The following is a 22,197-nucleotide window of genomic DNA, read 5'->3' as shown; positions in this document are numbered from 1 at the left end:
CAAAGACGGCAAACTCAGTAATCCCAAAAGCTTACTTGAGTAAGTGACTGGGGTGAGTGAGTGCAGCCAACGCACATGCAGATTGAAATATGACGGGTATAAACGGCGTAATTGCCGCCGATAGTAACCTATCTGGCAGTCGTAGTCACAGAGGAGTGCGTATCTTTAAGAGAAGTAAGGGAGGAAGAAATGAGCCGCAAATTGCGGCTCATTCGGGGCGTTATTTTACTTTGGTAATTTGCTTCACGTCGATTTCAACAGAGTTCCAGTCCTTATCGACTTCACCTTGAATCTCAACGGTATCTTGCGGAGTGATAGTCTGGCCGTTCCAGCGCTTATGGTCGATATCGACATTAATAGTGCCAGAAGTATCACGGAAGATGTAATGGTCGCCGCCGATACGTGACTCAATCTTGCCGCGCAAAGTGACCCAGGTATCGTCAGACAGTGACTTGGCCTGAGTCGCCGTGGTGTTGCTGCCACTTGGGCCGACAAAACCGCCTGCGGTTTGAGTTTGTGTGGTGGCAGGAGCTGCGTTCGGATCAGAGAAACCACCCTGATTTGCAGCCAGTGCAGGTGCTGCGGTAATAGCGAGAATAGTCATAATAGCGGCTATTTTTTTCATTTTAATTTTCCTTTTATGAATGATTTCATGAGTGCTATTTAACGTGATAGATCTTAACGCGATCTTAATTCTCCCATCAAAAATCGCTTTTTTTAGTCAATTGCGCACCATGCCGAAGCATCGTATTTTTCCCCTGTACACATCCTCGCAAAAGTTATTAACTTCCCGCAAATGGGCAGTAAGGGAAACACCATGCGCATATTACTAATTGAAGACGATAAGCTCATTGGCGACGGACTCAAAGCCGGGCTGACAAAAATGGGTTTTACCGTCGACTGGTTTACTGATGGTCTTCAAGGCCAGTCAGCTCTGAGTTTAGCCCCCTACGACGCAGTGGTACTGGATTTAAGTCTGCCGGGAATCGACGGGCTGGATATCTTAAAATATTGGCGTCGTAATGGCCGAACTGAACCTGTGTTAATTCTAACCGCGCGCGATGCGCTGGAACAACGTGTTGAGGGATTACAACTTGGTGCCGATGACTATTTGTGTAAACCCTTTGCGTTAATAGAAGTTGCCACCCGCTTACAGGTTTTAATTCGCCGTAATCATGGGCAGACGCAATCAACCCTTTGCCACGCTGGTGTTGAACTTGATCCGATTAAATTAACCGTTACCCGCGACGGCGAACCACTGCTGCTAAAACCTAAAGAATTCGCCTTGCTGGAATTATTTATGCGTAACGCAGGACGCGTATTACCGCGCACGCTTATTGAAGAGAAACTTTATAGTTGGGAGAACGATGTTTCCCGAAATGCGCTGGAAGTGCATATCCACCATTTACGCCGCAAACTCGGCAGCGGGTTTATTCGTACAGTGCACGGCATTGGTTATACGTTAGGTGAAGAATGCTAAAAAGAGTGACTCAGAGTTTACGCGCAAGACTCATTGCCGGGTTTATTTTGCTCACGCTGGTTGCCTGGGTTGGCGCAAGTGTTGCTGCCTGGCAGCAAACCAGCAAAAACCTCAATAAACTTTTTGATACCCAACAAGTGCTGTTTGCCAAACGTCTGAGTGCTTTGGAGCTTGATGGCGTGCAAAGCGATACACAATTGCCTCGTACCAAAAAGATGATTTCGCATCATCGCGGTAAGCAAGATGATGACACCCTCGCCTTCGCCATTTATACCGCCAATGGGCAGTTGTTGCTCAATGACGGCGACAACGGCAGGTATCTCAGCTATCGCTACCAGCGTGACGGATTTGTTGATGGCAAGTTGGCGGGCGATGACGATATGTGGCGCATGGTCTGGGTGACAACACCTGATGGAAAATACCGTATCGTGGTAGGTCAGGAGTGGGAATACCGCGAAGATCTGGCACGGGATATCGTTTTGTCTCAACTTACTCCGTGGCTTATTGCCTCACCGATGATCTTGCTGTTGTTGGTATGGCTGGTCAGCCGGGCACTCTCCCCGCTCCACAAACTGGCGCTGCAATTACGTAGCCGTAAACCAGACGATGCCAGTGAACTGCCAATACAAACGCTGCCGCAAGAAGTGCGCCCTTTGGTGATAGCACTTAATCAGCTATTTACCCGTACCGGGGAATTTATGCAGCGCGAACGGCGCTTTACCTCTGATGCTGCACATGAGCTACGCAGCCCACTCGCCGCATTAAAAGTACAGGCCGAAGTGGCACAGCTTGCGCAAAATGATGAGCCGATGCGCGATCACGCACTGAGTAACCTGAGCACAGGCATCGATCGTGCGACTCGCCTGGTCGATCAACTGCTAACCTTATCGCGGCTGGATTCTTTAGCGGGTCTGGATGATGTGCAAGAGGTAGCTTTTCAGCCGCTACTGCAAAATGCGGTGATGGATGCGTATCACGAGGCGCAGCGTGAAGGCATTGATATTCGCCTTGATATTCAGGACGCAAAAGTAAAACGCCAGGGTCAGCCGCTACTGCTCAGTTTGATGGTCAGAAACGTGCTGGATAATGCCGTGCGCTACAGCCCGCGCGGCAGCGTAGTCAATGTCGTTCTCCAGAGCCACGAAATTACGATTACCGACAACGGCCCGGGCGTTAGCACTGAATATCTGAGCTCTTTGGGTGAACGCTTCTTCCGTCCACCCGGACAGGAAAAAACCGGCAGCGGTCTCGGGTTATCTATCGTCAGAAGAATCGCTGCATTACACGGTATGCAGGCGATTTTCTTAAACGCCACCAGCGGTGGATTTCAGGTAAAAATAGACTGGTAAAAACAGATTCAGCCCTCTGATTATTGCGTTTTTAGCAAAAGTCTTTGCCTATTTATGGCATTTAACTGTGACAGCCGTCACGGTAAACTCCGCGCCAGACGCAATTATTCGAGGAATAACGATGAGCAACATTCTGATTATCAATGGTGCGAAAAAATTCGCCCATTCTAACGGCCAACTTAACGACACCCTGACCGACGTCGCGGAAAGCTTTTTGCGCGACCTCGGGCATGATGTTCAGGTCACACGTACCGACAGCGAGTACGACATTAAAGAAGAAGTCGCAAAATATATGTGGGCTGATACCGTGATTTACCAGATGCCAGGCTGGTGGATGGGCGCACCATGGACCATGAAGAAATACATTGATGATGTATTTACTGAAGGTCATGGCTCACTGTATGCAAGCGATGGTCGCACCCGTTCTGATGCAGAGAAAAAATACGGTTCCGGCGGCCTGATCCAGGGCAAAACTTACATGTTGTCACTCACCTGGAACGCCCCGCTGCAAGCATTTGAAGATAAAGAACAGTTCTTCCACGGTGTTGGCGTTGATGGTGTTTATCTGCCATTCCACAAAGCTAACCAGTTCCTTGGAATGGAAGGCCTGCCGACCTTTATCGCCAACGATGTAATGAAAGCGCCTGATGTACCGCGTTTTATCGCAGAATACCGCGAGCATCTGGGCCGAGTTTTTGCTTAACTGTCTTATGTCGACAACAAGGAGTTGAACATGATTACAGTAATAGCTGAAATTCGTACCCGCCCTGGTGTTCACCATCGCCAGGCTGTACTGGACGCGTTTGCAAAAATTATTCCTACCGTGCTCGAAGAGGAAGGCTGCTTTGGTTATGCGCCACTCATCGACCATAACGCACAAGTCGCGTTCCAGACCACTGCACCAGATTCTGTGTTTATGCTGGAAAAATGGGAGAGCGTGGCTCACCTGGAAGCTCACCTGCAAACACAGCATATGAAAGCGCACAGCGTCACGGTTAAAGATGACGTTCTGGACGTTCATATCCATATTCTGGAAGACGCAATTAAGTAATTGGGTTTACCGAATCATTAAAGGGAGCGGTGTTTACACCAGCTCCCTTTTTTATTTTCTAAACCTGAATATTGCAGGCAGATTAAAGGAAATCAGCCTTGCGGAAGGCTTGCAGCGCATCTTGCTTTTGCTGCTCAGTCATTGGGCGCAGCGGACGACGCGGGTCGCCGACATCAATGCCATGGAGTTTCATCGCAACTTTACCAGCCGCAACACCACCGTACTGCACCAGCACGCGGATGATAGCGATGACCTTATCCATGCAACCAGCAACATCTGCCAGGTCACCACGATTAAAACTCTCTATCAGGCGGTGATACAAAGGCGCTGCATAGTTATAGGTGCTGCCAACGGCACCAACCGCACCACATGCCAGGCCCGCAGGTAAAAACTCATCCACACCAAATGGAATATCGAACTGGCCGTTATTCACGCGCACACAGCGTTGATATTCATACATGTCACTGGAGTTAAACTTCATGCCAGTAAGGTTAGGAATACGATCGGCTGCAACCTGTAAAAATTGCTCCATATCGAGATTCACACCAGACATGCCGGAATGGTAATAGTAGAAACCTTTAGATGGTGCAGCTGCTGCATTGATGCGGCAGTATTCGACTAAGTCTTCGATGTTACCCGGCTTGAAGAAACAAGGACCAATCACTGAGGTAGCAAAGATATCTAAAGTTTCAGCATGGCGGCTAAGTTCAACAGAGTCTGCGATACTCAGAGCACCAGTATGCAAAGTGATACTCAATTTACCCGCACTTGCACTCACCCAACGTTCTGCAATTTTTTTGCGCTCATCTACCGAGCAATGAATACCTTCACCGGTAGTTCCCAGTACATAGGCACCTTTAACACCTTGCTTAATCAAATGTGCAGCTATTTGGTCAATAACCGGATAATTAACACTACCATCAGCGGTAAACGGGGTGTGCGGCGCGGCGATTAAGCCAGTTAACTTTTCCATGCAAGCCTCTTTGGAGTTTTACTTCTAATGATTTGTGATTATGAAGTTTAACTCTATATTAAGGTGACAAATGGAGTGATGCAACCATGGCTGCATAGCTAAAATGGCTTAATACATTGAACTGTGATCAATGCCGCTAATGTGGCATTACTTTGCGATGTTAAGTGCGTCCATGGTACGCAACTTACTTTCCCGGGCTTGCTCTGGTGCAGCTTGTACCAGCAAGGTGTAGAGCAAATCCAGTACAAATAGTTGTGCTGTCTTAGTGCCAATCGAATCGCCTTGCAGCATCCCCTGGCGGTTACCGTTGATCAGGCTAAAATCGGCTATTTCAATAAGTGGGGAGCCTAAATTATGGGTCAGCGCTACCGTGGTAGCTCCCGCTTGCCTGGCAAGCTTGAGGGCATGGACGGTTTCCGGTGATGTACCAGTGTGGCTGATAGCAATCGCGACATCGCCCGCTTTGAGTAATGTGGCCTGCATATACATAAAGTGATTATTGGTAACGGCATCGACCCGCAAACCAATACGCATCAGCTTATGCTTCATATCTTCCGCCGTAATTCCCGACGAACCGACACCGAAAATATATACCGAGTGACTGGTACGCAACGCATCGACTACCTGATTAACCTGATTCATATCAAGCAGGTTTAAGGTTTCAGACAACACATTATTAATGGTGCTTTGCAGTTTCAAACCAATGGTATGCGCATCGTCTGACTCAGTGATTTCTCCATCCAACAGCGGGCTACTGTTATCTGTATCCATCGTGGCTAACTCAATAGCCAAATCCATTTTGAAATCTTGAAAACCTTTATAGCCCAGGGTGCGACAGAAACGAATAACGGTGGCTTCGCCAGCCTGTGTTTCGCGTGACAACTCGGCGATAGAGAGCTGAGTTACCTGCTGTGGAGAGGTCAAAATATAGTGCGCGATCCGCTGTGAAACACGCGTCATGCTATTTTGCATCGCACCAAGTGTGTCGAGGATTTTTCCGGGTTTAAGACGTAGGGCTTGAGACTCCATAATTTCCTGCTCTTGAGTGCGTGTTGTGGCAAAAAGCCTGCAATATTGAATGGTTGAGAGCGTAACAAGTCTGTGGCATGAAAAAAAGCGCGATGTAAGCATAGGGGGTATGCGTACATCGCGCCGTCAAAGAAGAACTAATTTACGGCTTAATATTATTATGGCTTTAAAACAAAATTTTATAGACAGCGATAATGCACTTTGATGACTACCTTGCTGATTGACTGCGCCGTTTCGCTGACACAACCTGGTTTATGTGGCTCCCCTGGGAGAAATATCGCAAACATTCCGGGTTGCATATGCAAAGTCTGGCAAGGCACGACCTCATCACAAAGCAGATAATCATCATCCTGGTGATAAACATCTGGCTCTATTGCCGCACCAATCGGGCCAAAATCAATGCGCTCCTGGCCATTAAGTAACAGCTGAATATCAAGATATTCGCGGTGCTGCTCGTAACGCTTGCTCTGCGGTTCTGAGGTATCAAAGCTCATAACATTCATAAAGATATCGTCGCCGTCTATTTCATGGCGGCCCGCACTTAGTGTTTCCGGATGCTTCGCCAGTGCCTGCTTAATAATAGCCAGTAGCTGAGGAGCGATACCGGTCTGAGCACTGAGCTCCGAAATGCGTCCTAAAATCATGATGTCACCTTTTACTCACGTGTTTCACCAAGCGTCAACGCTGGCGCTGAAGCAAATAATGGGGCGAAAATAACGCCGCTGATCACTACACTCAGACAGCCAACCACACCATAGAAGAAGAAATTCAAGTCTGTGGCATAGCGGGCAAACAGCACCGCTACAATACTGACCACAATGCCAAGAGTGGCACTACCCGCATTGGCGCGTTTGCAGAAAATCCCCAGCATAAACAGACCTGTCATCGGGCCACCCATCAATCCAATCAAGCTGTTAAAGGCATCCCAGATTTCTGATTCATTCGCCATAACCAACCATACCGTCGCAGCGCTACTAAATAGCCCGGCAATAAGGATCACCAGTTTCGCCATACGCATACTGTTTTCTGGGGTTCTCTTTTTGCTGCTCAGTCGTTGATAAATATCGGAGTTAAAGCAACTGGAGATGCTGTTCAGGCTGCTTGAAATACTGGACTGCGCAGCAGCAAAAATAGCGGCGATAATCAAACCGGCAATACCTGTAGGCATTTCTGTCACCACGAATAGCGGCAAGATTCCCCCGATGTTAAAACCTGCGGGTAACAGGCCTGGGTTTTGTTTGTAGTAAACAAACAGAGCCGAACCGATAGCAAAGAAGAAGATAGGAATAATGGCGATAAGCTTAGCGTTGGTCAGCAATGTTTTCTTCGTCTCCTCGATGGAGTCCGTGACGATATAGCGCTGGACCACGTCCTGGCTGGCAGTAAATTGTTGAATATTGGCAAACAGAAAACCAATCATCAGTACGGGCACTGTGCTTTCCGTCCAACTCCAGCGGAACTGTGAAGCCGGGAAGAATTTATCGGCATGTTGGGTCACGGTAAAAATCTCGCCGAACCCGCCTTGCACTTTAAAGCAAATTACGATGAAAATAAGCACCGCGCTGCCCGATAACAACAACCCCTGAATAACGTCAGTCCAGATAACCCCTTCGATACCGCCCATCCAGGTGTAAATAATGCACATAACACTAATCAGCAGCACTAAAACAATAGGGTCAATACCAATAAATGGTCGCAGAGCCAATACCGTTAAGTAAGTGATAATGGCGATACGGCCAATGTTAAACATCATAAAAGAGAGACTGGCGAACAAGCGGCTACGAACATCAAAACGAGCTTCAAGATATTCGTAGGCAGAGGTTACTTTTAGCTTCCGGAAGAATGGAATATAGAAGTAAAAGACAACCGGTAAAATAGCAATAACCAGATATTGGCCGAGAATAAATGTCCAGTCAGTGGTGAATGCCTTGGCTGGAATGGACATAAAGGTAATTGAGCTTAGCGTAGTAGCAAATACACTGACACCTGCAGCCCAGCCAGGAATTCGGCCGCCGCCACGGAAATAATCATCAGCCGTTTTCTGCCGCTTTGAAAAATAGACACCGACTAACATCATGGCCAGTAAATAGCCGAAAAGAACAACGTAATTTAAGATGCCGAAAGAATGAGTCATTATGGCACTTTCCTACTTATGGTTTTATTAGGGTGAGGTAACTGTCTGAATTTTAAATTTTATAAACGATCAGACTGCGCGATATTCAGACCAGAGGGCAGCTCCCATTAACCCCGCATCATGCAGATAGTGAGCTGAATAAACTGGAACATGGAATGCCACGGGTAATGTTGCGAGCTGCTTTTCCACCTGTAGACGATAACCCTGGGCAAGCCCGACGCTGCCACCTAGCACGATGCATTCGGTATCCAACAGAGCTTTAAGATTGGCAATCAGTTGGCAAATTGCCTGTGCTGAACGCGCAACTAGTTGTTGTGCCTGCTCATTTCCTTCCTGCGCCAAAGCAAAGATTTCGCGGGCATTTTTTCCCAAAAGATCGTGCTGAGCCCCTGCTGCAATGGCACGCCCGGACGCTATGGCTTCAACACAACCAACACGTCCGCAACCACACATTGGGCCATTCGGATCCGCCTGGGTATGCCCAATGTGGCCTGCAAAGGCATGAGGACCCGTTAGCAACTCGCCATTAATCACGATGCCACCACCGACTCCTGTGGAAACCGTAATAAACGTAACGTGTTTGAATTGAGCTGACAGATGGCAATATTCTGCCCAGGCGGCAGCCTGTGCATCGTTGAGAACTACACACGGCAACCCCGTGAGACGTTCAACGGTCGCCTGCAATGGAAATTGATTCAGCCCACCGAGATTATCTGGATTTAGCGCAGTAAGAATTCCGTTATCAATAATACCTGTAGAGGCAATAGCCACCCGCTGTGCTTTCCCTTCATAGACTGCAACCAAATGAGCCATAGCCTGCTCCAGAGCTTGTGGCTCTGCATGTGCCGGAGTGGGGATCTCCGTGCGTAGCGAGATTTCATGCTGCGAGTTGATAAGCGCCGCGGCCAGCTTGGTACCGCCGATATCAATAGCAAGTGTGTTCATCATCTTCTCCGACTTAGCGCTTAACGGCATCACTGAACCACTGGCAAATATGTTCAATACGGGTGATGGCTGAACCAACAGTAACAGCCCATGCGCCATGATTGATAGCCTGTGATGCCAACTCAGGAGAGTTGTAACGACCTTCAGCAATGACGCGGCAGCCAGCATCGCTTAACTCTGACACCATCATCAGATCCGGTCCTTCAGGCGTAACTGAAGTGATGTAACCAGACATCGTTGTGCCGATAAACTCGACGCCTTTGTGTTTGCAGTTGAGGCCTTCTTCTACCGTGGAACTGTCTGCCATTGCCAGTAATCCATGATGGTGAATACGGGCAATCAGTTCATCAATAGCCACCGGGCGCGGTCGGAATGTTGCATCAAAGGCAATAATGTCAGCTCCGGCTTTTGCAAGCGCATCAACGTCATGCAAAAACGGGGTGATGCGCACCGCGGAGTCTTCCAGATCGCGTTTCATAATGCCAATGATTGGGACTGAAATAAGTGGCCGTACCGCTTCCAGATTGGCGATTCCTTCAATGCGTATGGCAACAGCTCCCGCAGATACAGCAGCTTGCGCCATTGCTGCCACGATATCAGGCCTGTCCATTGGGCTTCCGGGTACGGGCTGACAGGAGACGATAAGCCCCCCGCAATCACGCACGCTTTGTTCTAATGTTGTTAGTAGTGACATTGTGCTCCGCCTTGCAAACTTAAAATGAAGTTTAACTCCAAAAAAGAATAGCGGATGGAGTATTACTATTTCAAGCTACAAACGGGAAAAATGTGAGGAGGGTCATACGCACGGGGTTCGCGAGATCGGTAACCAAGATTTTTAACTTGTGAGGATGGTCGATAAAGCGAAATCTGATGCAGAGAAAAGCAAAGTGTTTTTTTCAATCAGGCCAAGGATGTCATATCACTGGATCTATTTACCCCCTTTTTTTCTTTAAAAACCATCGTAACCCTTAATATCTGAAACCATTATCTGAAAGAGGTAATTCCACCCAACGTATGAAAAAAAGCTAATCGATTCTGGCATCTCATTGAGTTCACAAATGCGCTTTAGCTATTTAATATATTCTGTAAAAATAGGGCATTACAAAATGAAAAGTATTATCAATTTCTGACTCACTGACTTCCGTTGAGCTTCATTTGATTTCAAGCCACGAGAAAGATAATGCACCCCAGACATACCTTAATCTAAATATTGAATACGCAAACCAATTATTTATATAATAATACATAAATACTTATAACTGGCTCATAAATAATGAATAAAAAGCATTTATTGTTAGTAATTTGGGTGGTTTGCGTTGCTGCAATGTTGGGCTCATATTGGGAAAAAGATACTGTACGTATAAATGAAACAGTTGAGACATATATAAAAAGCATCAGTGAAAAAATAAACGTAAGCATTGTATTGTGCGAAATGCTACGAAAACAGATGGAGATTAACTTACAATCTAACAATCGTTACAATCCCATTTCAATGCCAATAAAAAACAATAATTCTTCAGAGAATTGGCATTTTAAAATAACACCTCACAATAATATTTCTGGAGGGATGATTAGCGGTATTGGTTCTTATGATAAATTAGATTCTGATACAAAAAATGAAGCTAATGCTGCAGCGTCTCTTAACATTGATGTAGGGGATGGTTATTTTACAAAATTATACTCATGGATCTACTACACTTCCAAAAACTCATTTGTCTATATCGCTCCTTACTCATCTGAAAAAAAGGTTAGCACTTACTATTTTAATCCCGGCATGTATACCGATCCATTCTGGTATTTAGTTACACCAGAAAATAATCCTAAGCGTGAGGTGAAAATCACAACCCCTTATATTGATATTGCCGGGAAGGGGCAGATACTAACGGTTACAGCGCCTGTTTATAATAAAGATGAATTCAAAGGAGCTATTTCCCTTGATCTTAACCTTGATTATATAAATAAAATAGTTAAAAACAACGATAATAATTATCACGTTGTAGTATTTGACAAGAATAATAAAATTATAATTTCCAGCGATAATGACCCTTCGAATAAAGAAATTGCTTCAATCGTAAAAACTAAAGGAGGGGTTTACTCTAACTATACTAACAAAGAGATACTGAGTGGCATACTCTATATTGAACAATATACTACTATACAAGAGAAAATAATCAGAGTAGCAACTCAAGCCGGATTACCAATAGGTATCATAACATTTATCATTTTTTCTTTTATGTTCCTGCAATCATTTTCTAATTATAATTTCCTTTCTAAAAAATACATGCTCCGCGCCATGAAAAAAAATGAGTTCATACCTTTTGCGCAGGCAATAATGGACACAAAAAATAAAGAAATCATTGGTTGTGAAATACTTCTTCGATGGAAACACCCAACGATGGGACTCATTCCCCCAAATACATTTATTCCGGCAATGGAATCAAGCGGAATTATTATTAAAGTGACACATCAATTACTTGAGAACATACAGAAAACCTTACAAATTAAGGCACATAAACTACCGAGTAATTTTCATTTATCAATTAATATCTCTCCTGATCATTTAGAAGATCCGGAGTTGGTTACAAGAAGTAAATCATTTAAAGAAAATTGTACTTCAATCACAACTATATTCGAAATAACAGAAAGAAACTTTAATACTGATACTAAAATTGCGATAAAAGGTGCTGTGGCGCTTAATAATCTAAATATTCTTTTTGCCCTTGACGATTTCGGAACAGGATATGCTACCCACCACTACCTCCAAAAATTCCCGGTAAGCTATATTAAAATTGACCGTAGTTTTATTAAAATGATTGGTCTTGATGCTATCTCTCACCATATCGTAGAAAATGTTGTCTCATTATCAAAATCACTGAATTTAAAAGTTATTGCGGAAGGCGTTGAAACTGAGGAACAGGCAAAATATTTGCATGATAACAACGTTGATTATCAGCAGGGCTATTTGTACCACCGCCCGGTTCCTTTATCCGATTTTTTGGATACATTGGGGGCATAGGAGGGATTTTGCTTCAATATAGAAAATTAAGTGTGGGAAGCTAGCCTGCAACTTTCTTGTCGAATTCTAAATTCAGGCAGTATTTTCATCCTGGGATCGATTTCCCACGATTCGATTTAACAGACTGAAATAAAGAATATTTTTACACTAAATCTTTAGAGCAAGGCCTGACGTTTTGCAACTTACGCCAGAGCTTCCTTGCTCAACGTTTAGCTGATTTATCAATCTATCCTTGCAGGGACATCAGACTTCAAGATCCGCCATATCGCCTTTATCTTGCAGCCAATTGCGACGATCTTCGGAACGTTTCTTCGCAAGCAACATATCCATGATTGCCATTGTTTTATCGTTGTCCTCATCGTCAATCGTGAGCTGCACCAGGCGGCGAGTGTTTGGATCGAGCGTCGTTTCACGTAATTGCAGGGGGTTCATTTCGCCCAGCCCTTTAAAGCGCTGAACGTTCGGTTTCCCTTTCTTACGTTTGAGTTGCTCAAGCACACCGGCTTTCTCTTCTTCATCCAGGGCGTAGTAAACCTCTTTGCCCAGATCGATGCGGTACAAAGGTGGCATCGCGACATAGACATGCCCACCGCGAACCAGCGAACGGAAGTGGCGTACGAACAACGCACACAGCAAAGTGGCAATGTGCAAACCATCAGAGTCCGCATCCGCAAGGATACAAACTTTACCGTAGCGCAGCTGGCTCAGGTCTTCACTGTCTGGATCAATACCGATCGCGACAGAAATATCGTGCACTTCTTGTGATGCCAGTACTTCGTCGGAAGAGACTTCCCAGGTGTTGAGGATCTTACCTTTAAGAGGCATGATCGCCTGATATTCACGGTCACGCGCCTGTTTAGCTGAACCGCCTGCGGAATCCCCTTCCACCAGGAACAACTCAGTGCGACTCAAATCTTGTGCAGAACAATCGGCCAGTTTTCCAGGCAATGCAGGACCACTGGTCAGTTTTTTACGTACCACTTTTTTGGCGGCACGCATACGACGCTGGGCGCTGGAAATTGCCAGTTCAGCGAGTTGTTCTGCAATCTGAATATTCTGGTTCAGCCATAAGCTGAATGCGTCTTTCACAACACCGGAAACAAATGCCGCACACTGGCGTGATGACAGGCGTTCTTTGGTTTGCCCGGCGAACTGAGGATCCTGCATTTTTACCGAGAGCACGTAAGCGCAACGTTCCCAGATATCTTCAGCAGATAACTTTACGCCACGCGGCAGAATGTTGCGGTATTCGCAAAATTCGCGCATCGCATCAAGCAGACCCTGTCGCAAACCGTTGACGTGAGTACCGCCCTGCATTGTTGGAATCAGGTTGACGTAGCTTTCCGTCAGCAATTCCCCGCCTTCCGGGAGCCACAACAACGCCCAGTCAACCTGCTCGACATCCCCGGCAAAGTTACCGACAAATGGAGACTCAGGAAGCGTAGGCAAGCCATTTACCGCTTCGCACAAATAATCTTTCAGACCATCCTGGTAGCACCAGCGTTGTTCAGTATTATTCACTTTGTCGGTGAAAGTGATTTCCACGCCCGGGCAAAGTACCGCTTTGGCTTTCAGCAAATGGCTTAAACGGGAAACGGAGAAACGTGGGCTGTCGAAGAAGGAAGCATCTGGCCAGAAGTGAACGCTGGTACCGGTGTTGCGTTTACCGCAGGTGCCGACCACCGCCAGTTCCTGGACTTTATCGCCGTTTTCAAATGCAATGCTGTAAACCTGCGCATCACGTCGCACGGTGACTTCAACACGTTTAGACAAGGCGTTAACGACAGAAATGCCCACGCCGTGCAGACCACCAGAGAACTGGTAGTTTTTATTGGAGAATTTACCGCCAGCATGCAGGCGACAAAGAATAAGCTCGACCGCCGGAACGCCCTCTTCCGGGTGGATATCTACCGGCATGCCGCGCCCGTCATCAATGACTTCTAACGACTGGTCGGCATGGAGAATAACATCAACACGCTTCGCATGGCCTGCCAGCGCTTCATCCACGCTGTTATCAATGACTTCCTGGCCCAAATGGTTTGGACGGGTGGTGTCGGTGTACATCCCCGGACGGCGGCGAACAGGCTCAAGCCCGGTGAGTACCTCAATGGCATCGGCGTTATAACTGGATTGCGTCATGGTTTATTCGTTCAGATAGCGAAACAGGAATCCGACATCAGGCCTCAGTGCAGGCCAAGAAAGTCGACAATCTGTGTGAAATAATCTTCGAAGCCTACAAAGGCGTGATTGCCACCGGATTCTACCGTCTGGCGACAGGGGGTGTAGTACGCAACCGCCTGGCGATAATCAAGCACTTCGTCACCCGTTTGTTGCAACAACCAGATAAGATCTGGCGAATCTAACGGGTCAACTTGCATGACTTTAAGATCGTAAATATGGCGAGACTCTAGCACATATTGCTGCCCGGTGTAGGGGTTCTCGTTGGTGCCGAGATAATCCACCAGCAATTCAAAAGGCCGGACTGCCGGGTTTACCACTACCGCAGGAAGCGTGAAACATTGCGACAGCCAGGTGGCGTAATAGCCGCCTAAAGACGAGCCAACTACACCTAACGGTTCACCACCATGCTCCAGCACCAGCGACTCCAGCAACTCTGCCGCATCGGCAGGATACGGTGGAAGTTCCGGTACAATCATATTGATATGCGGATGGTTCTTCGCAAGCCACGCTTTCAAACTGGTGGCCTTGGCTGAACGCGGCGAACTGTTAAAGCCGTGTAAGTAAAGTAGCGTTGACATCAATACCCTTCTGACGCGGTATCTGGGTTAAACACCGCACCTTTCAAGCGACAAACCTCAGTAGTCACCCCACCGTTTGGATGAAGTTCCAGCCAGCGCCAACCGGGCTCGATGGTATCGAGTGTGAAGTTAGAGCAGTGAGGTTTGAATTGCACGCAAGTAGAAGGTGTTGCCAGCATGCGCCGGCCATTCCAGTCGAGATCTAACTCCTGATGAATATGCCCGCATACCAGAGTTTTCACTTTTGGGAATTTTTGCAGCACGTTATCAAGCTCGGCGGCATTGCGCAGGCTATGTTGGTCCAACCAACTACAGCCCGCAGGGACAGGGTGATGATGCAACAGCAATAGAGTATGGCGTTCAGGTGCACCGGCGAGCTTGCGCTCGAGCCAGTCGAGCTGATAGTCGCTCAATTCACCATGTGGGACACCAAACACCTGGCTGTCCAGCAACAAAATCTGCCAGCTATCGCCTAAGAAAACTTGTTTAGCCGGGGAAATACCGGCCTCCAGCAACGAGCTAAACATCGCCGGTTGGAAATCGTGATTACCGGGAAGCCAAACGCAGGGCGCAGGAATCTCCGCTATGCCTTCAACAAAGTGTTGGTAGGCTTGCGCACTATGATCCTGGGCTAAATCCCCAGTTGCAACGATAAGGTCGTAATGACGCTGCTCAGCGAGGATGGCGTCAATAACAGCCTGATAACTCATCCAGGTATTGATACCAAGCAGCGTTTCGTTCTTTCCAGAGAACAGGTGGGTATCTGTAATTTGCAAGATCCTGATCTGGCCCCCACCGGCCACAGGAAGATTTAACAGGCTTTCCAAATGGTGTCCTTAGGTTTCACCCTCACTAACAAACCGGAACCGCCATCGCTCCATGCGCCAAACAATAACGCAGCCAATCGGCTAGAAACTGGTTAATTTGATGCTTTTCGTCGCGTTGATGCAACTTTTTATTAGGATAATCATAACGCGCTTTGAAGCGAAAGATCTGCTGACTTGAACACACTTCCGCGACCATCGCGTCATGATATAGCCTGACCGACATCGATGGTAGGCTCCAGTAGCTCACAGTTGGGGCCGTTTGTTCGATTTGCACAAGAGTTGTATAGCGTGTCGACTCAAGGATAGTGAGTCGATATTGGGCGCTACTGACCTGATAAGTGACTTTTTCACCTACCTCATCATTACGAGGAAGCAGGCGTCGTAGTTGTGCAAAATTGGTTTCGCACAGGCGCATCATTTCCGGGAAGTCAGGTGTGTAGCGCTTCATGTTTAGTTGTTCCACTCGGCTCTTAATTTCTCATGATGCAATTGCAGCCAAAGCAGTGCGATGACTGAAGCTGCGTTGTCGATTTTCCCTTCTTCTACTAACTGATAAGCCTGTTCCCGGCTCACGACATGAACACGAATATCTTCGTTTTCATCTGCCAGACCATGTATGCCCGTAGCCAAAGTTGCGTCCACTTCCCCAACAAGGATAGATAAACGCTCACTGGTTCCGCCGGGGCTTGCCAGGTAGTTAATGACCGGTTTAGTCCGACCAACAACCACTCCAGCCTCTTCAACTGCTTCGCGGCGAGCAACGTCTTCGACGCTTTCACCTTCTTCAATCATTCCTGCAACCAGTTCGAGCAGCCACGGGCTCTCGCTTGTGTCATAGGCAGCAATCCGAATCTGCTCTATCAATACAACTTCGTCTCGCACAGGGTCATAGGGTAGCAGTACTGCGGCGTGCCCGCGTTCTAAAATTTCACGCCGAACTTCACCACTCATTTCGCCATTAAACAGGCGATGGCGGAAGCGATAAAGATCTAGCGAAAAAAAACCGCTATAAAGCGTTTCCCGTGCAATAATTTCAACATCGTTTTTACCTAACGTGACAAGTTGATCTTTTTGCTTAGTCATAGTGGTTTCCTGATATTTTTATGGTCATGAAATGTGCTAATACAAGTCTGTACGACTGCCGTTTCATTTCCTATGTGGTAGATTGATGAAAATTAAGGGCAGATGGCACATTACGCCAAGCTTCCCAGCTGGCAGACTCTGCTAGAATCGGCGATCATTTTCGGCTCTTGTCAGCGCTAACAAACAATTTCTGCTTCACAACAAGGAATGCAAATGAAGAAACTGCTCCCAATTCTTATCGGTCTGAGCCTAACGGGTTTCAGTGCCATGAGCCAGGCAGAAAACCTGATGCAGGTTTATCAGCAGGCACGTTTAAGCAACCCGGACTTGCGAAAATCCGCTGCTGACCGTGATGCCGCATTCGAAAAAATCAACGAAGCACGCAGCCCATTACTACCACAGCTAGGCCTTGGTGCTGATTATGGATACAGCAATGGCTTCCGTGACTCGAATGGCATCGACTCCACTACGACCAGTGCCTCTTTGCAATTAACACAAACCATTTTTGATATGTCGAAATGGCGTGCGCTCACACTGCAAGAGAAATCTGCCGGTATACAAGATGTTACTTATCAGACCGACCAGCAAACACTGATCCTGAATACTGCTACTGCCTATTTCAATGTGTTGAGTGCCATTGACGCACTCTCCTATACAGAAGCTCAGAAACAGGCTATTTATCGCCAGTTAGATCAAACTACTCAGCGCTTTAACGTTGGTTTGGTTGCAATCACAGACGTACAGAACGCCCGAGCACAATACGATAACGTATTAGCGAACGAAGTGACTGCACGGAATAATCTGGATAACGCGGTAGAAACGTTACGCCAGGTCACCGGTAACTACTATCCGTCTCTGGCTTCGCTGAATGTTGATGGCTTCAAAACCAACAAACCTGATGCGGTAAATAATCTGCTCAAAGAAGCTGAAAAGCGTAACCTGGCATTGTTACAGGCACGTCTGTCGCAGGACCTGGCGCGCGAGCAAATTCGTTACGCTGAAACTGGCCATATGCCAACAGTAGGTTTAACCGCTTCTACCGGTGTTTCTGACACTAATTACAGCGGCTCTAAAACCACCAGCCAGGCGTACGATGACCAGGGTGTAGGCCAGAATAAAATCGGTCTGAACTTCTCCCTGCCATTGTATAGCGGCGGTTCTGTAACCTCTCAGGTGAAACAAGCGCAATACAACTTTGTTGGCGCGAGTGAGCAACTGGAAAGCGCACATCGTAGCGTGGTGCAAACGGTGCGTTCTTCATTTAACAACGTTAACGCCTCTATCAGTACCATTAACGCTTACAAACAAGCGGTTGTCTCTGCCCAAAGCTCTTTAGATGCAATGGAAGCAGGTTATTCAGTGGGTACACGTACCATCGTTGATGTGTTAGATGCGACGACAACGCTGTATAACGCAAAACAACAGCTCTCTAGTGCTCGTTATAACTACCTGATCAACCAGCTGAATATTAAATCAGCTCTGGGTACACTTAACGAACAAGATCTGGTTGCGTTGAACGGCACATTAGGCAAACCAGTACCAACGACGGCCGAAAGCGTCGCGCCAGAAACGCCAGACCAGAATGCCCGCGCAGATGGTTACTCAGCTGATACAGCCGCAACCACTAAGACGGAAACACCTGCACAAGCCACTCCAGTCTCAGCAACAAACAAAAAATCAGCTAACCCATTCGGTAACTGATTGGATATTTCGGGGGCATGACAACATGCCCCCGTCACAACTTACGCATCCGAACGTAAGGCAAGGTAAAGATCTCCCTCCAAACAGTCGTCATCGCTTCAATTTCAACCATTCATCCCCTATTCTAAGCACCATGACCACTGGGCTCAGGACAGAATAATGAAACGGACAAAAATCATAAATCACGCATCGTTCCGCAAAAGCTGGAACGCACGCCATTTGACGCCGGTCGCACTGGCAGTTACCGCAGTATTTATGCTTGCCGGTTGCGAACAAAATGACGAAACAGTTTCCATGTATCAAAATGCGGATGACTGCTCGCAGGCCAACCCAGGCAAAAGTGCCGAATGTACGACTGCTTTTAACAATGCCTTGAAAGAAGCAGAACGTACCGCACCGAAATATGCTTCACGTGAAGAATGTATCGCTGAATTTGGTGAAGGCCAATGTCAGCAAGCTCCAGCACAGGCAAGCATGGCGGGTGAGCAAGCTCAGGCTCAACCACAACAAAGCGGCAGCTTCTGGATGCCGCTGATGGCAGGTTACATGATGGGTCGTCTGATGGGTGGCGGTGCAGGCTTTGCTCAGCAACCGCTGTTCACATCGAAAAACCCAGCAAGCCCGGCTTATGGTAAATACGCCGATGCCAGCGGTAAAAGCTACGGTGCAGCCACACCTGGTCGTACGGCTACAGTTCCGAAAACAGCCATGGCGCCAAAACCTGCAACTACCAGCACAGTAACTCGTGGCGGTTTCGGTGATTCAGTCGCCAAACAATCAACAATGCAGCGCAGCAACAGCGCAACGGGTTCTTCTCGCTCCATGGGTGGCTAAGAAATTATGGAAAGAATTGCGATTACTGAGCGCCCGGACTGGCGCGAAAAAGCCACAGAATATGGTTTTAACTTTCACACCATGTATGGCGAGCCGTACTGGTGTGAAGACGCATATTACAAGCTGACACTCCCTCAAGTTGAACGACTGGAAGAAGTCACCGCTGAACTGCATCAGATGTGCCTGAAAGTTGTAGAAAAAGTTGTGGGCAGCGATGAGCTGCTGGCTAAGTTCCGCATTCCTAAGCACACCTGGGAATTTGTGCGTCAGTCATGGCGCACGCAACAGCCGTCTCTTTACTCACGCCTGGATATTGCGTGGGATGGCGCTGGTGAACCTAAGCTGCTGGAAAACAACGCCGACACGCCAACGTCTTTATACGAAGCGGCATTCTTCCAGTGGATCTGGCTGGAAGATCAGATCCAGGCCGGCAACCTGCCAGCCCAAAGCGATCAGTTCAACAGCCTGCAAGAAAAGATCATCGAGCGTTTTGCTGAATTAAAACAGCAGCACGGTTTCAATCTGGTGCATTTCGCATGCTGCCAGGACACAGTAGAAGATCGCGGTACTGTCCAGTATTTGCAAGATTGTGCAGCTGAAGCAGAAGTGGCGAGCGAATTCGTCTACATGGAAGAAATCGGCCTGGGCGAGAAAGGCCAGTTCACCGATTTGCAGGATCAGGTTATCAGTAACCTGTTCAAGCTCTATCCGTGGGAATTCATGCTGCGTGAAATGTTCTCCACCAAACTCGAAGACGCTGGCGTTCGCTGGCTGGAACCTGCCTGGAAGAGCATTATCTCCAACAAAGCATTGCTACCAATGCTGTGGGAAATGTTCCCGGATCATCCAAACTTACTGCCTGCTTATTTCGCCGAAGATAACTATCCGCCGATGAATAAGTACGTGGTGAAGCCAATCTTCTCTCGCGAAGGCGCGAATGTGAAGATCATCGAAAACGGCGAAGAAATTGCCCGTGTCGATGGCCCTTACGGTGAAGAAGGTATGATTGTGCAGGAGTTCTATCAGTTGCCTAAATTTGGCGACAGCTATGTGTTGATCGGCAGTTGGCTTATCAACGATCAACCTGCAGGAATTGGTATTCGTGAGGATCGCGAGCTAATCACTCAGGATCTATCGCGCTTCTATCCGCATGTATTTGTAGAATAAATTTCAAAAGGCGCGAATTTCGCGCCTTTTTTATATCAGCATATCCAATTTGAATTATAACGCGTCAGCCGATTTGCACCGAAAGCATACTCAACGATCCCATCTCTATCCCATCCGTTGGTAGAGTTATCGGCTCTTTACCATCCCACGACCCCAATACATACAGTAATGGCAGGTAGTGATCCGGAGTTGGGTTAGATAACGATCCGCCTTCGTGCTGCAAGTAATTCACCAACGGGTGCTCGGCAACCGGCCCAGACCATGTGAGATTGTCTTTCACATATTGGTTAAACGACTCAGCCCATGGGTATGGCGTGTTTTCACCGTGCCAGCGTGCAGTGCGCAGGTTATGGACAACGTTGCCACTGGCAATCAGCATAATACCCTGGTCGCGTAACGTCGCCAGTTTACGGCCTATTTCAAAATGCCACTCGGCTGGTTTGGTACTATCGATACTGAGCTGCACCATTGGAATATCAGCATTCGGGTACATCTTTATAAGAACGCCCCAGGAGCCATGATCAAACCCCCAGGCTTCTTTGTCTTGCATCACCGGAACGGGTGCCAGCAAATCAACCAACTGTTGTGCCAGCTCAGGGGAGCCCGGTGCGGGGTAATGAGTATCGTACAAGGCCTGTGGGAAACCGCCGAAATCATGGATAGTTTTTGGCGTTTCCATTGCCGTAACACCCGTGCCTTTAGTGAACCAGTGCGCAGATACCACCACAATTGCTTTTGGACGCGGTAAGGTCTCTCCCAAATGGCGCCAGGCTTGGGTATATTGGTTATCTTCAAGCACGTTCATTGGGCTACCGTGTCCGAGGAACAGCGCAGGCATTCGTTGAGTTGTCATGGTAGTGTCCTTTAATCAGGTCATTCAGTTTATGAAAACTACAGTACGCGCTTTTACGCTATGAAGAACTCAGATAAGAATGATGAAGATCTTCAGGAAATTTGAATGTAAGCTATGTGTAAAGCTTCTCAACTGGCTCTCGATTTTTATCACATCGCCCATTAATATGAATGAGAATCATTATCAAAAGGAGTGATAAATGTCAGTACCCTTGATCCTGACCCTATTAGCAGGGGGAGCCACTTTCATTGGTGCTTTTCTTGGCGTCCTCGGCCAGAAACCATCAAACCGTGTGCTGGCATTTTCCCTCGGCTTTGCAGCGGGCATTATGCTGCTTATCTCTTTAATGGAGATGCTGCCAGCCGCACTTCATACCGAGGGAATGTCGCCGGTACTGGGTTATGGCATGTTTATGCTGGGTTTGCTGGGCTATTTCGCACTCGATCGCGCCCTGCCCCATGCGCATCCGCAAGACTTGATGGACAGCAAGCCACAGCCGCGTAACTTACGCCGCACCGCATTGCTGCTAACGCTGGGTATTAGCCTACACAACTTCCCTGAAGGGGTGGCAACCTTTGTGACCGCCAGTAGTAACCTGGAATTAGGGATGGGGATTGCGCTCGCAGTAGCATTGCACAATATTCCTGAAGGTTTGGCCGTGGCAGGCCCGGTCTACGCGGCTACGGGTTCAAAACGCAAAGCTATCTTCTGGGCTGGGATTTCGGGACTTGCGGAAATTCTCGGTGGTGTATTGGCCTGGCTGATTTTAGGCCCGATGATTTCACCAGTTTTAATGGCTGCAATTATGGCTGCCGTCGCAGGCATCATGGTGGCGTTGTCGGTTGACGAACTGATGCCGCTCGCTAAGGAAATCGACCCACATAACAACCCGAGTTATGGCGTTCTTTGCGGTATGGCAGTGATGGGGTTTAGCCTGACGTTGCTGCAAACTAATGGGATAGGATAATACTCGATATATGACTAGTCCTGATATAC

The 22,197-nt window shown here is 47.5% G+C and carries 22 protein-coding genes; 9 read left to right on the top strand and 13 right to left on the bottom strand.

Annotation, left to right across the window (positions count from 1 at the left end):
• Window positions 1–220: 220 nt before the first annotated feature.
• Window positions 221–625 carry a YgiW/YdeI family stress tolerance OB fold protein gene (locus M979_RS20860; RefSeq protein ID WP_034460999.1) on the bottom strand — a complete coding sequence of 135 codons (405 nt, stop codon included), beginning with the start codon at window positions 623–625 and terminating at the stop codon, window positions 221–223.
• Window positions 626–817: 192 nt separating this feature from the next.
• Between M979_RS20860 and qseB the strand changes: the two genes are divergently transcribed.
• The 4 genes from qseB to M979_RS20840 all read left to right on the top strand — a co-directional run bounded on the left by qseB (window position 818) and on the right by M979_RS20840 (window position 3,880).
• Entirely contained in the window at window positions 818–1,480 is a 663-nt protein-coding gene (qseB, locus tag M979_RS20855; protein ID WP_034461000.1) for a quorum sensing response regulator transcription factor QseB, read from the top strand.
• Window positions 1,474–2,829: a quorum sensing histidine kinase QseC gene (qseC, locus tag M979_RS20850; RefSeq protein ID WP_064556259.1), complete on the top strand. Its 1,356-nt coding sequence runs from the start codon at window positions 1,474–1,476 to the stop codon at window positions 2,827–2,829. The genes qseB and qseC overlap by 7 nt, the downstream gene beginning before the upstream one ends.
• 121 nt (window positions 2,830–2,950) lie before the next feature.
• Entirely contained in the window at window positions 2,951–3,532 is a 582-nt protein-coding gene (locus M979_RS20845) for an NAD(P)H-dependent oxidoreductase (RefSeq protein ID WP_034461002.1), read from the top strand.
• A 30-nt stretch (window positions 3,533–3,562) separates the two neighbouring features.
• Complete coding sequence (locus M979_RS20840) at window positions 3,563–3,880, top strand: putative quinol monooxygenase (RefSeq protein ID WP_034461003.1); 318 nt, start codon at window positions 3,563–3,565, stop codon at window positions 3,878–3,880.
• 82 nt (window positions 3,881–3,962) lie between these two features.
• Here the strand turns inward: M979_RS20840 and M979_RS20835 are convergent, their stop codons facing one another.
• From M979_RS20835 to M979_RS20810, 6 genes are all read right to left on the bottom strand, one after another.
• Entirely contained in the window at window positions 3,963–4,853 is an 891-nt protein-coding gene (locus M979_RS20835; RefSeq protein ID WP_064556258.1) for a dihydrodipicolinate synthase family protein, read from the bottom strand.
• Window positions 4,854–5,000: 147 nt separating this feature from the next.
• Complete coding sequence (locus M979_RS20830; protein ID WP_064556257.1) at window positions 5,001–5,882, bottom strand: MurR/RpiR family transcriptional regulator; 882 nt, start codon at window positions 5,880–5,882, stop codon at window positions 5,001–5,003.
• Between the two features lie 179 nt (window positions 5,883–6,061).
• Window positions 6,062–6,526: an N-acetylneuraminate anomerase gene (gene nanQ, locus M979_RS20825; RefSeq protein ID WP_064556256.1), complete on the bottom strand. Its 465-nt coding sequence runs from the start codon at window positions 6,524–6,526 to the stop codon at window positions 6,062–6,064.
• A gap of 11 nt (window positions 6,527–6,537) precedes the next feature.
• Window positions 6,538–8,019: a sodium:solute symporter family protein gene (locus tag M979_RS20820; protein ID WP_064556255.1), complete on the bottom strand. Its 1,482-nt coding sequence runs from the start codon at window positions 8,017–8,019 to the stop codon at window positions 6,538–6,540.
• A gap of 66 nt (window positions 8,020–8,085) precedes the next feature.
• On the bottom strand, window positions 8,086–8,961 hold the full coding sequence (nanK, locus tag M979_RS20815; RefSeq protein ID WP_064556254.1) for an N-acetylmannosamine kinase: 876 nt from the start codon (window positions 8,959–8,961) through the stop codon (window positions 8,086–8,088).
• A gap of 13 nt (window positions 8,962–8,974) precedes the next feature.
• Window positions 8,975–9,655 carry an N-acetylmannosamine-6-phosphate 2-epimerase gene (locus tag M979_RS20810; RefSeq protein WP_064556253.1) on the bottom strand — a complete coding sequence of 227 codons (681 nt, stop codon included), beginning with the start codon at window positions 9,653–9,655 and terminating at the stop codon, window positions 8,975–8,977.
• A 579-nt stretch (window positions 9,656–10,234) separates the two neighbouring features.
• Between M979_RS20810 and M979_RS23165 the strand changes: the two genes are divergently transcribed.
• Window positions 10,235–11,977 (top strand): EAL domain-containing protein, encoded by a 1,743-nt coding sequence (locus tag M979_RS23165; protein ID WP_064556252.1) that lies wholly within the window; start codon window positions 10,235–10,237, stop codon window positions 11,975–11,977.
• 243 nt (window positions 11,978–12,220) lie between these two features.
• On the opposite strand, the gene parE is transcribed toward M979_RS23165, so the two are convergent.
• Genes parE through nudF form a run of 5 tightly spaced genes read right to left on the bottom strand, consistent with a single transcriptional unit; the run spans window position 12,221 to window position 16,646 of the window.
• A complete protein-coding gene (parE, locus tag M979_RS20800; RefSeq protein ID WP_034461014.1) occupies window positions 12,221–14,116 on the bottom strand; it encodes a DNA topoisomerase IV subunit B in 1,896 nt (631 codons plus the stop codon).
• A gap of 44 nt (window positions 14,117–14,160) precedes the next feature.
• Entirely contained in the window at window positions 14,161–14,736 is a 576-nt protein-coding gene (yqiA, locus tag M979_RS20795) for an esterase YqiA (RefSeq protein WP_064556251.1), read from the bottom strand.
• Complete coding sequence (gene cpdA, locus M979_RS20790; protein ID WP_034461018.1) at window positions 14,736–15,563, bottom strand: 3',5'-cyclic-AMP phosphodiesterase; 828 nt, start codon at window positions 15,561–15,563, stop codon at window positions 14,736–14,738. The genes yqiA and cpdA overlap by 1 nt, the downstream gene beginning before the upstream one ends.
• A 25-nt stretch (window positions 15,564–15,588) precedes the next feature.
• A complete protein-coding gene (locus M979_RS20785; protein ID WP_034461019.1) occupies window positions 15,589–16,011 on the bottom strand; it encodes a DUF1249 family protein in 423 nt (140 codons plus the stop codon).
• Window positions 16,012–16,013: 2 nt separating this feature from the next.
• Window positions 16,014–16,646: an ADP-ribose diphosphatase gene (nudF, locus tag M979_RS20780; RefSeq protein ID WP_034461020.1), complete on the bottom strand. Its 633-nt coding sequence runs from the start codon at window positions 16,644–16,646 to the stop codon at window positions 16,014–16,016.
• Window positions 16,647–16,853: 207 nt separating this feature from the next.
• On the opposite strand from nudF, the gene tolC reads away from it, so the two are divergent.
• The 3 genes from tolC (at window position 16,854) to M979_RS20765 (ending at window position 20,348) form a co-directional block, all read left to right on the top strand.
• On the top strand, window positions 16,854–18,347 hold the full coding sequence (gene tolC, locus M979_RS20775; protein WP_034461021.1) for an outer membrane channel protein TolC: 1,494 nt from the start codon (window positions 16,854–16,856) through the stop codon (window positions 18,345–18,347).
• A gap of 159 nt (window positions 18,348–18,506) precedes the next feature.
• The gene (locus tag M979_RS20770) at window positions 18,507–19,181 is read left to right on the top strand and encodes a DUF1190 family protein (protein WP_064556250.1); all 675 of its coding nucleotides are present in this window, start codon (window positions 18,507–18,509) and stop codon (window positions 19,179–19,181) included.
• A gap of 6 nt (window positions 19,182–19,187) precedes the next feature.
• Window positions 19,188–20,348 carry a glutathionylspermidine synthase family protein gene (locus tag M979_RS20765; protein ID WP_064556249.1) on the top strand — a complete coding sequence of 387 codons (1,161 nt, stop codon included), beginning with the start codon at window positions 19,188–19,190 and terminating at the stop codon, window positions 20,346–20,348.
• A 64-nt stretch (window positions 20,349–20,412) separates the two neighbouring features.
• Here M979_RS20765 and ygiD read toward each other — a convergent pair whose 3' ends face one another.
• Window positions 20,413–21,201 carry a 4,5-DOPA-extradiol-dioxygenase gene (gene ygiD / locus M979_RS20760; protein ID WP_064556248.1) on the bottom strand — a complete coding sequence of 263 codons (789 nt, stop codon included), beginning with the start codon at window positions 21,199–21,201 and terminating at the stop codon, window positions 20,413–20,415.
• Window positions 21,202–21,400: 199 nt separating this feature from the next.
• Here ygiD and zupT point away from each other — a divergent pair, with 199 nt between their 5' ends.
• Window positions 21,401–22,168: a zinc transporter ZupT gene (gene zupT / locus M979_RS20755; protein ID WP_034461027.1), complete on the top strand. Its 768-nt coding sequence runs from the start codon at window positions 21,401–21,403 to the stop codon at window positions 22,166–22,168.
• Window positions 22,169–22,197: the final 29 nt, after the last annotated feature.

This window comes from Buttiauxella noackiae ATCC 51607 (assembly GCF_001654865.1).
Lineage (GTDB): Bacteria > Pseudomonadota > Gammaproteobacteria > Enterobacterales > Enterobacteriaceae > Buttiauxella > Buttiauxella noackiae.
The sequence above is the reverse complement of the archived record's forward strand: the minus strand, read 5'-3'. Positions and strand labels throughout refer to the sequence as shown.

What these genes read in the sequence shown, in the direction of transcription:
- M979_RS20860 (WP_034460999.1), bottom strand. Translation starts at nt 625, where the DNA reads ATGAAAAAAATAGCCGCTATTATGACTATTCTCGCTATTACCGCAGCA.
- qseB (WP_034461000.1), top strand. Translation starts at nt 818, where the DNA reads ATGCGCATATTACTAATTGAAGACGATAAGCTCATTGGCGACGGACTC.
- qseC (WP_064556259.1), top strand. Translation starts at nt 1,474, where the DNA reads ATGCTAAAAAGAGTGACTCAGAGTTTACGCGCAAGACTCATTGCCGGG.
- M979_RS20845 (WP_034461002.1), top strand. Translation starts at nt 2,951, where the DNA reads ATGAGCAACATTCTGATTATCAATGGTGCGAAAAAATTCGCCCATTCT.
- M979_RS20840 (WP_034461003.1), top strand. Translation starts at nt 3,563, where the DNA reads ATGATTACAGTAATAGCTGAAATTCGTACCCGCCCTGGTGTTCACCAT.
- M979_RS20835 (WP_064556258.1), bottom strand. Translation starts at nt 4,853, where the DNA reads ATGGAAAAGTTAACTGGCTTAATCGCCGCGCCGCACACCCCGTTTACC.
- M979_RS20830 (WP_064556257.1), bottom strand. Translation starts at nt 5,882, where the DNA reads ATGGAGTCTCAAGCCCTACGTCTTAAACCCGGAAAAATCCTCGACACA.
- nanQ (WP_064556256.1), bottom strand. Translation starts at nt 6,526, where the DNA reads ATGATTTTAGGACGCATTTCGGAGCTCAGTGCTCAGACCGGTATCGCT.
- nanK (WP_064556254.1), bottom strand. Translation starts at nt 8,961, where the DNA reads ATGAACACACTTGCTATTGATATCGGCGGTACCAAGCTGGCCGCGGCG.
- M979_RS20810 (WP_064556253.1), bottom strand. Translation starts at nt 9,655, where the DNA reads ATGTCACTACTAACAACATTAGAACAAAGCGTGCGTGATTGCGGGGGG.
- M979_RS23165 (WP_064556252.1), top strand. Translation starts at nt 10,235, where the DNA reads ATGAATAAAAAGCATTTATTGTTAGTAATTTGGGTGGTTTGCGTTGCT.
- parE (WP_034461014.1), bottom strand. Translation starts at nt 14,116, where the DNA reads ATGACGCAATCCAGTTATAACGCCGATGCCATTGAGGTACTCACCGGG.
- yqiA (WP_064556251.1), bottom strand. Translation starts at nt 14,736, where the DNA reads ATGTCAACGCTACTTTACTTACACGGCTTTAACAGTTCGCCGCGTTCA.
- M979_RS20785 (WP_034461019.1), bottom strand. Translation starts at nt 16,011, where the DNA reads ATGAAGCGCTACACACCTGACTTCCCGGAAATGATGCGCCTGTGCGAA.
- nudF (WP_034461020.1), bottom strand. Translation starts at nt 16,646, where the DNA reads ATGACTAAGCAAAAAGATCAACTTGTCACGTTAGGTAAAAACGATGTT.
- tolC (WP_034461021.1), top strand. Translation starts at nt 16,854, where the DNA reads ATGCAAATGAAGAAACTGCTCCCAATTCTTATCGGTCTGAGCCTAACG.
- M979_RS20770 (WP_064556250.1), top strand. Translation starts at nt 18,507, where the DNA reads ATGAAACGGACAAAAATCATAAATCACGCATCGTTCCGCAAAAGCTGG.
- M979_RS20765 (WP_064556249.1), top strand. Translation starts at nt 19,188, where the DNA reads ATGGAAAGAATTGCGATTACTGAGCGCCCGGACTGGCGCGAAAAAGCC.
- ygiD (WP_064556248.1), bottom strand. Translation starts at nt 21,201, where the DNA reads ATGACAACTCAACGAATGCCTGCGCTGTTCCTCGGACACGGTAGCCCA.
- zupT (WP_034461027.1), top strand. Translation starts at nt 21,401, where the DNA reads ATGTCAGTACCCTTGATCCTGACCCTATTAGCAGGGGGAGCCACTTTC.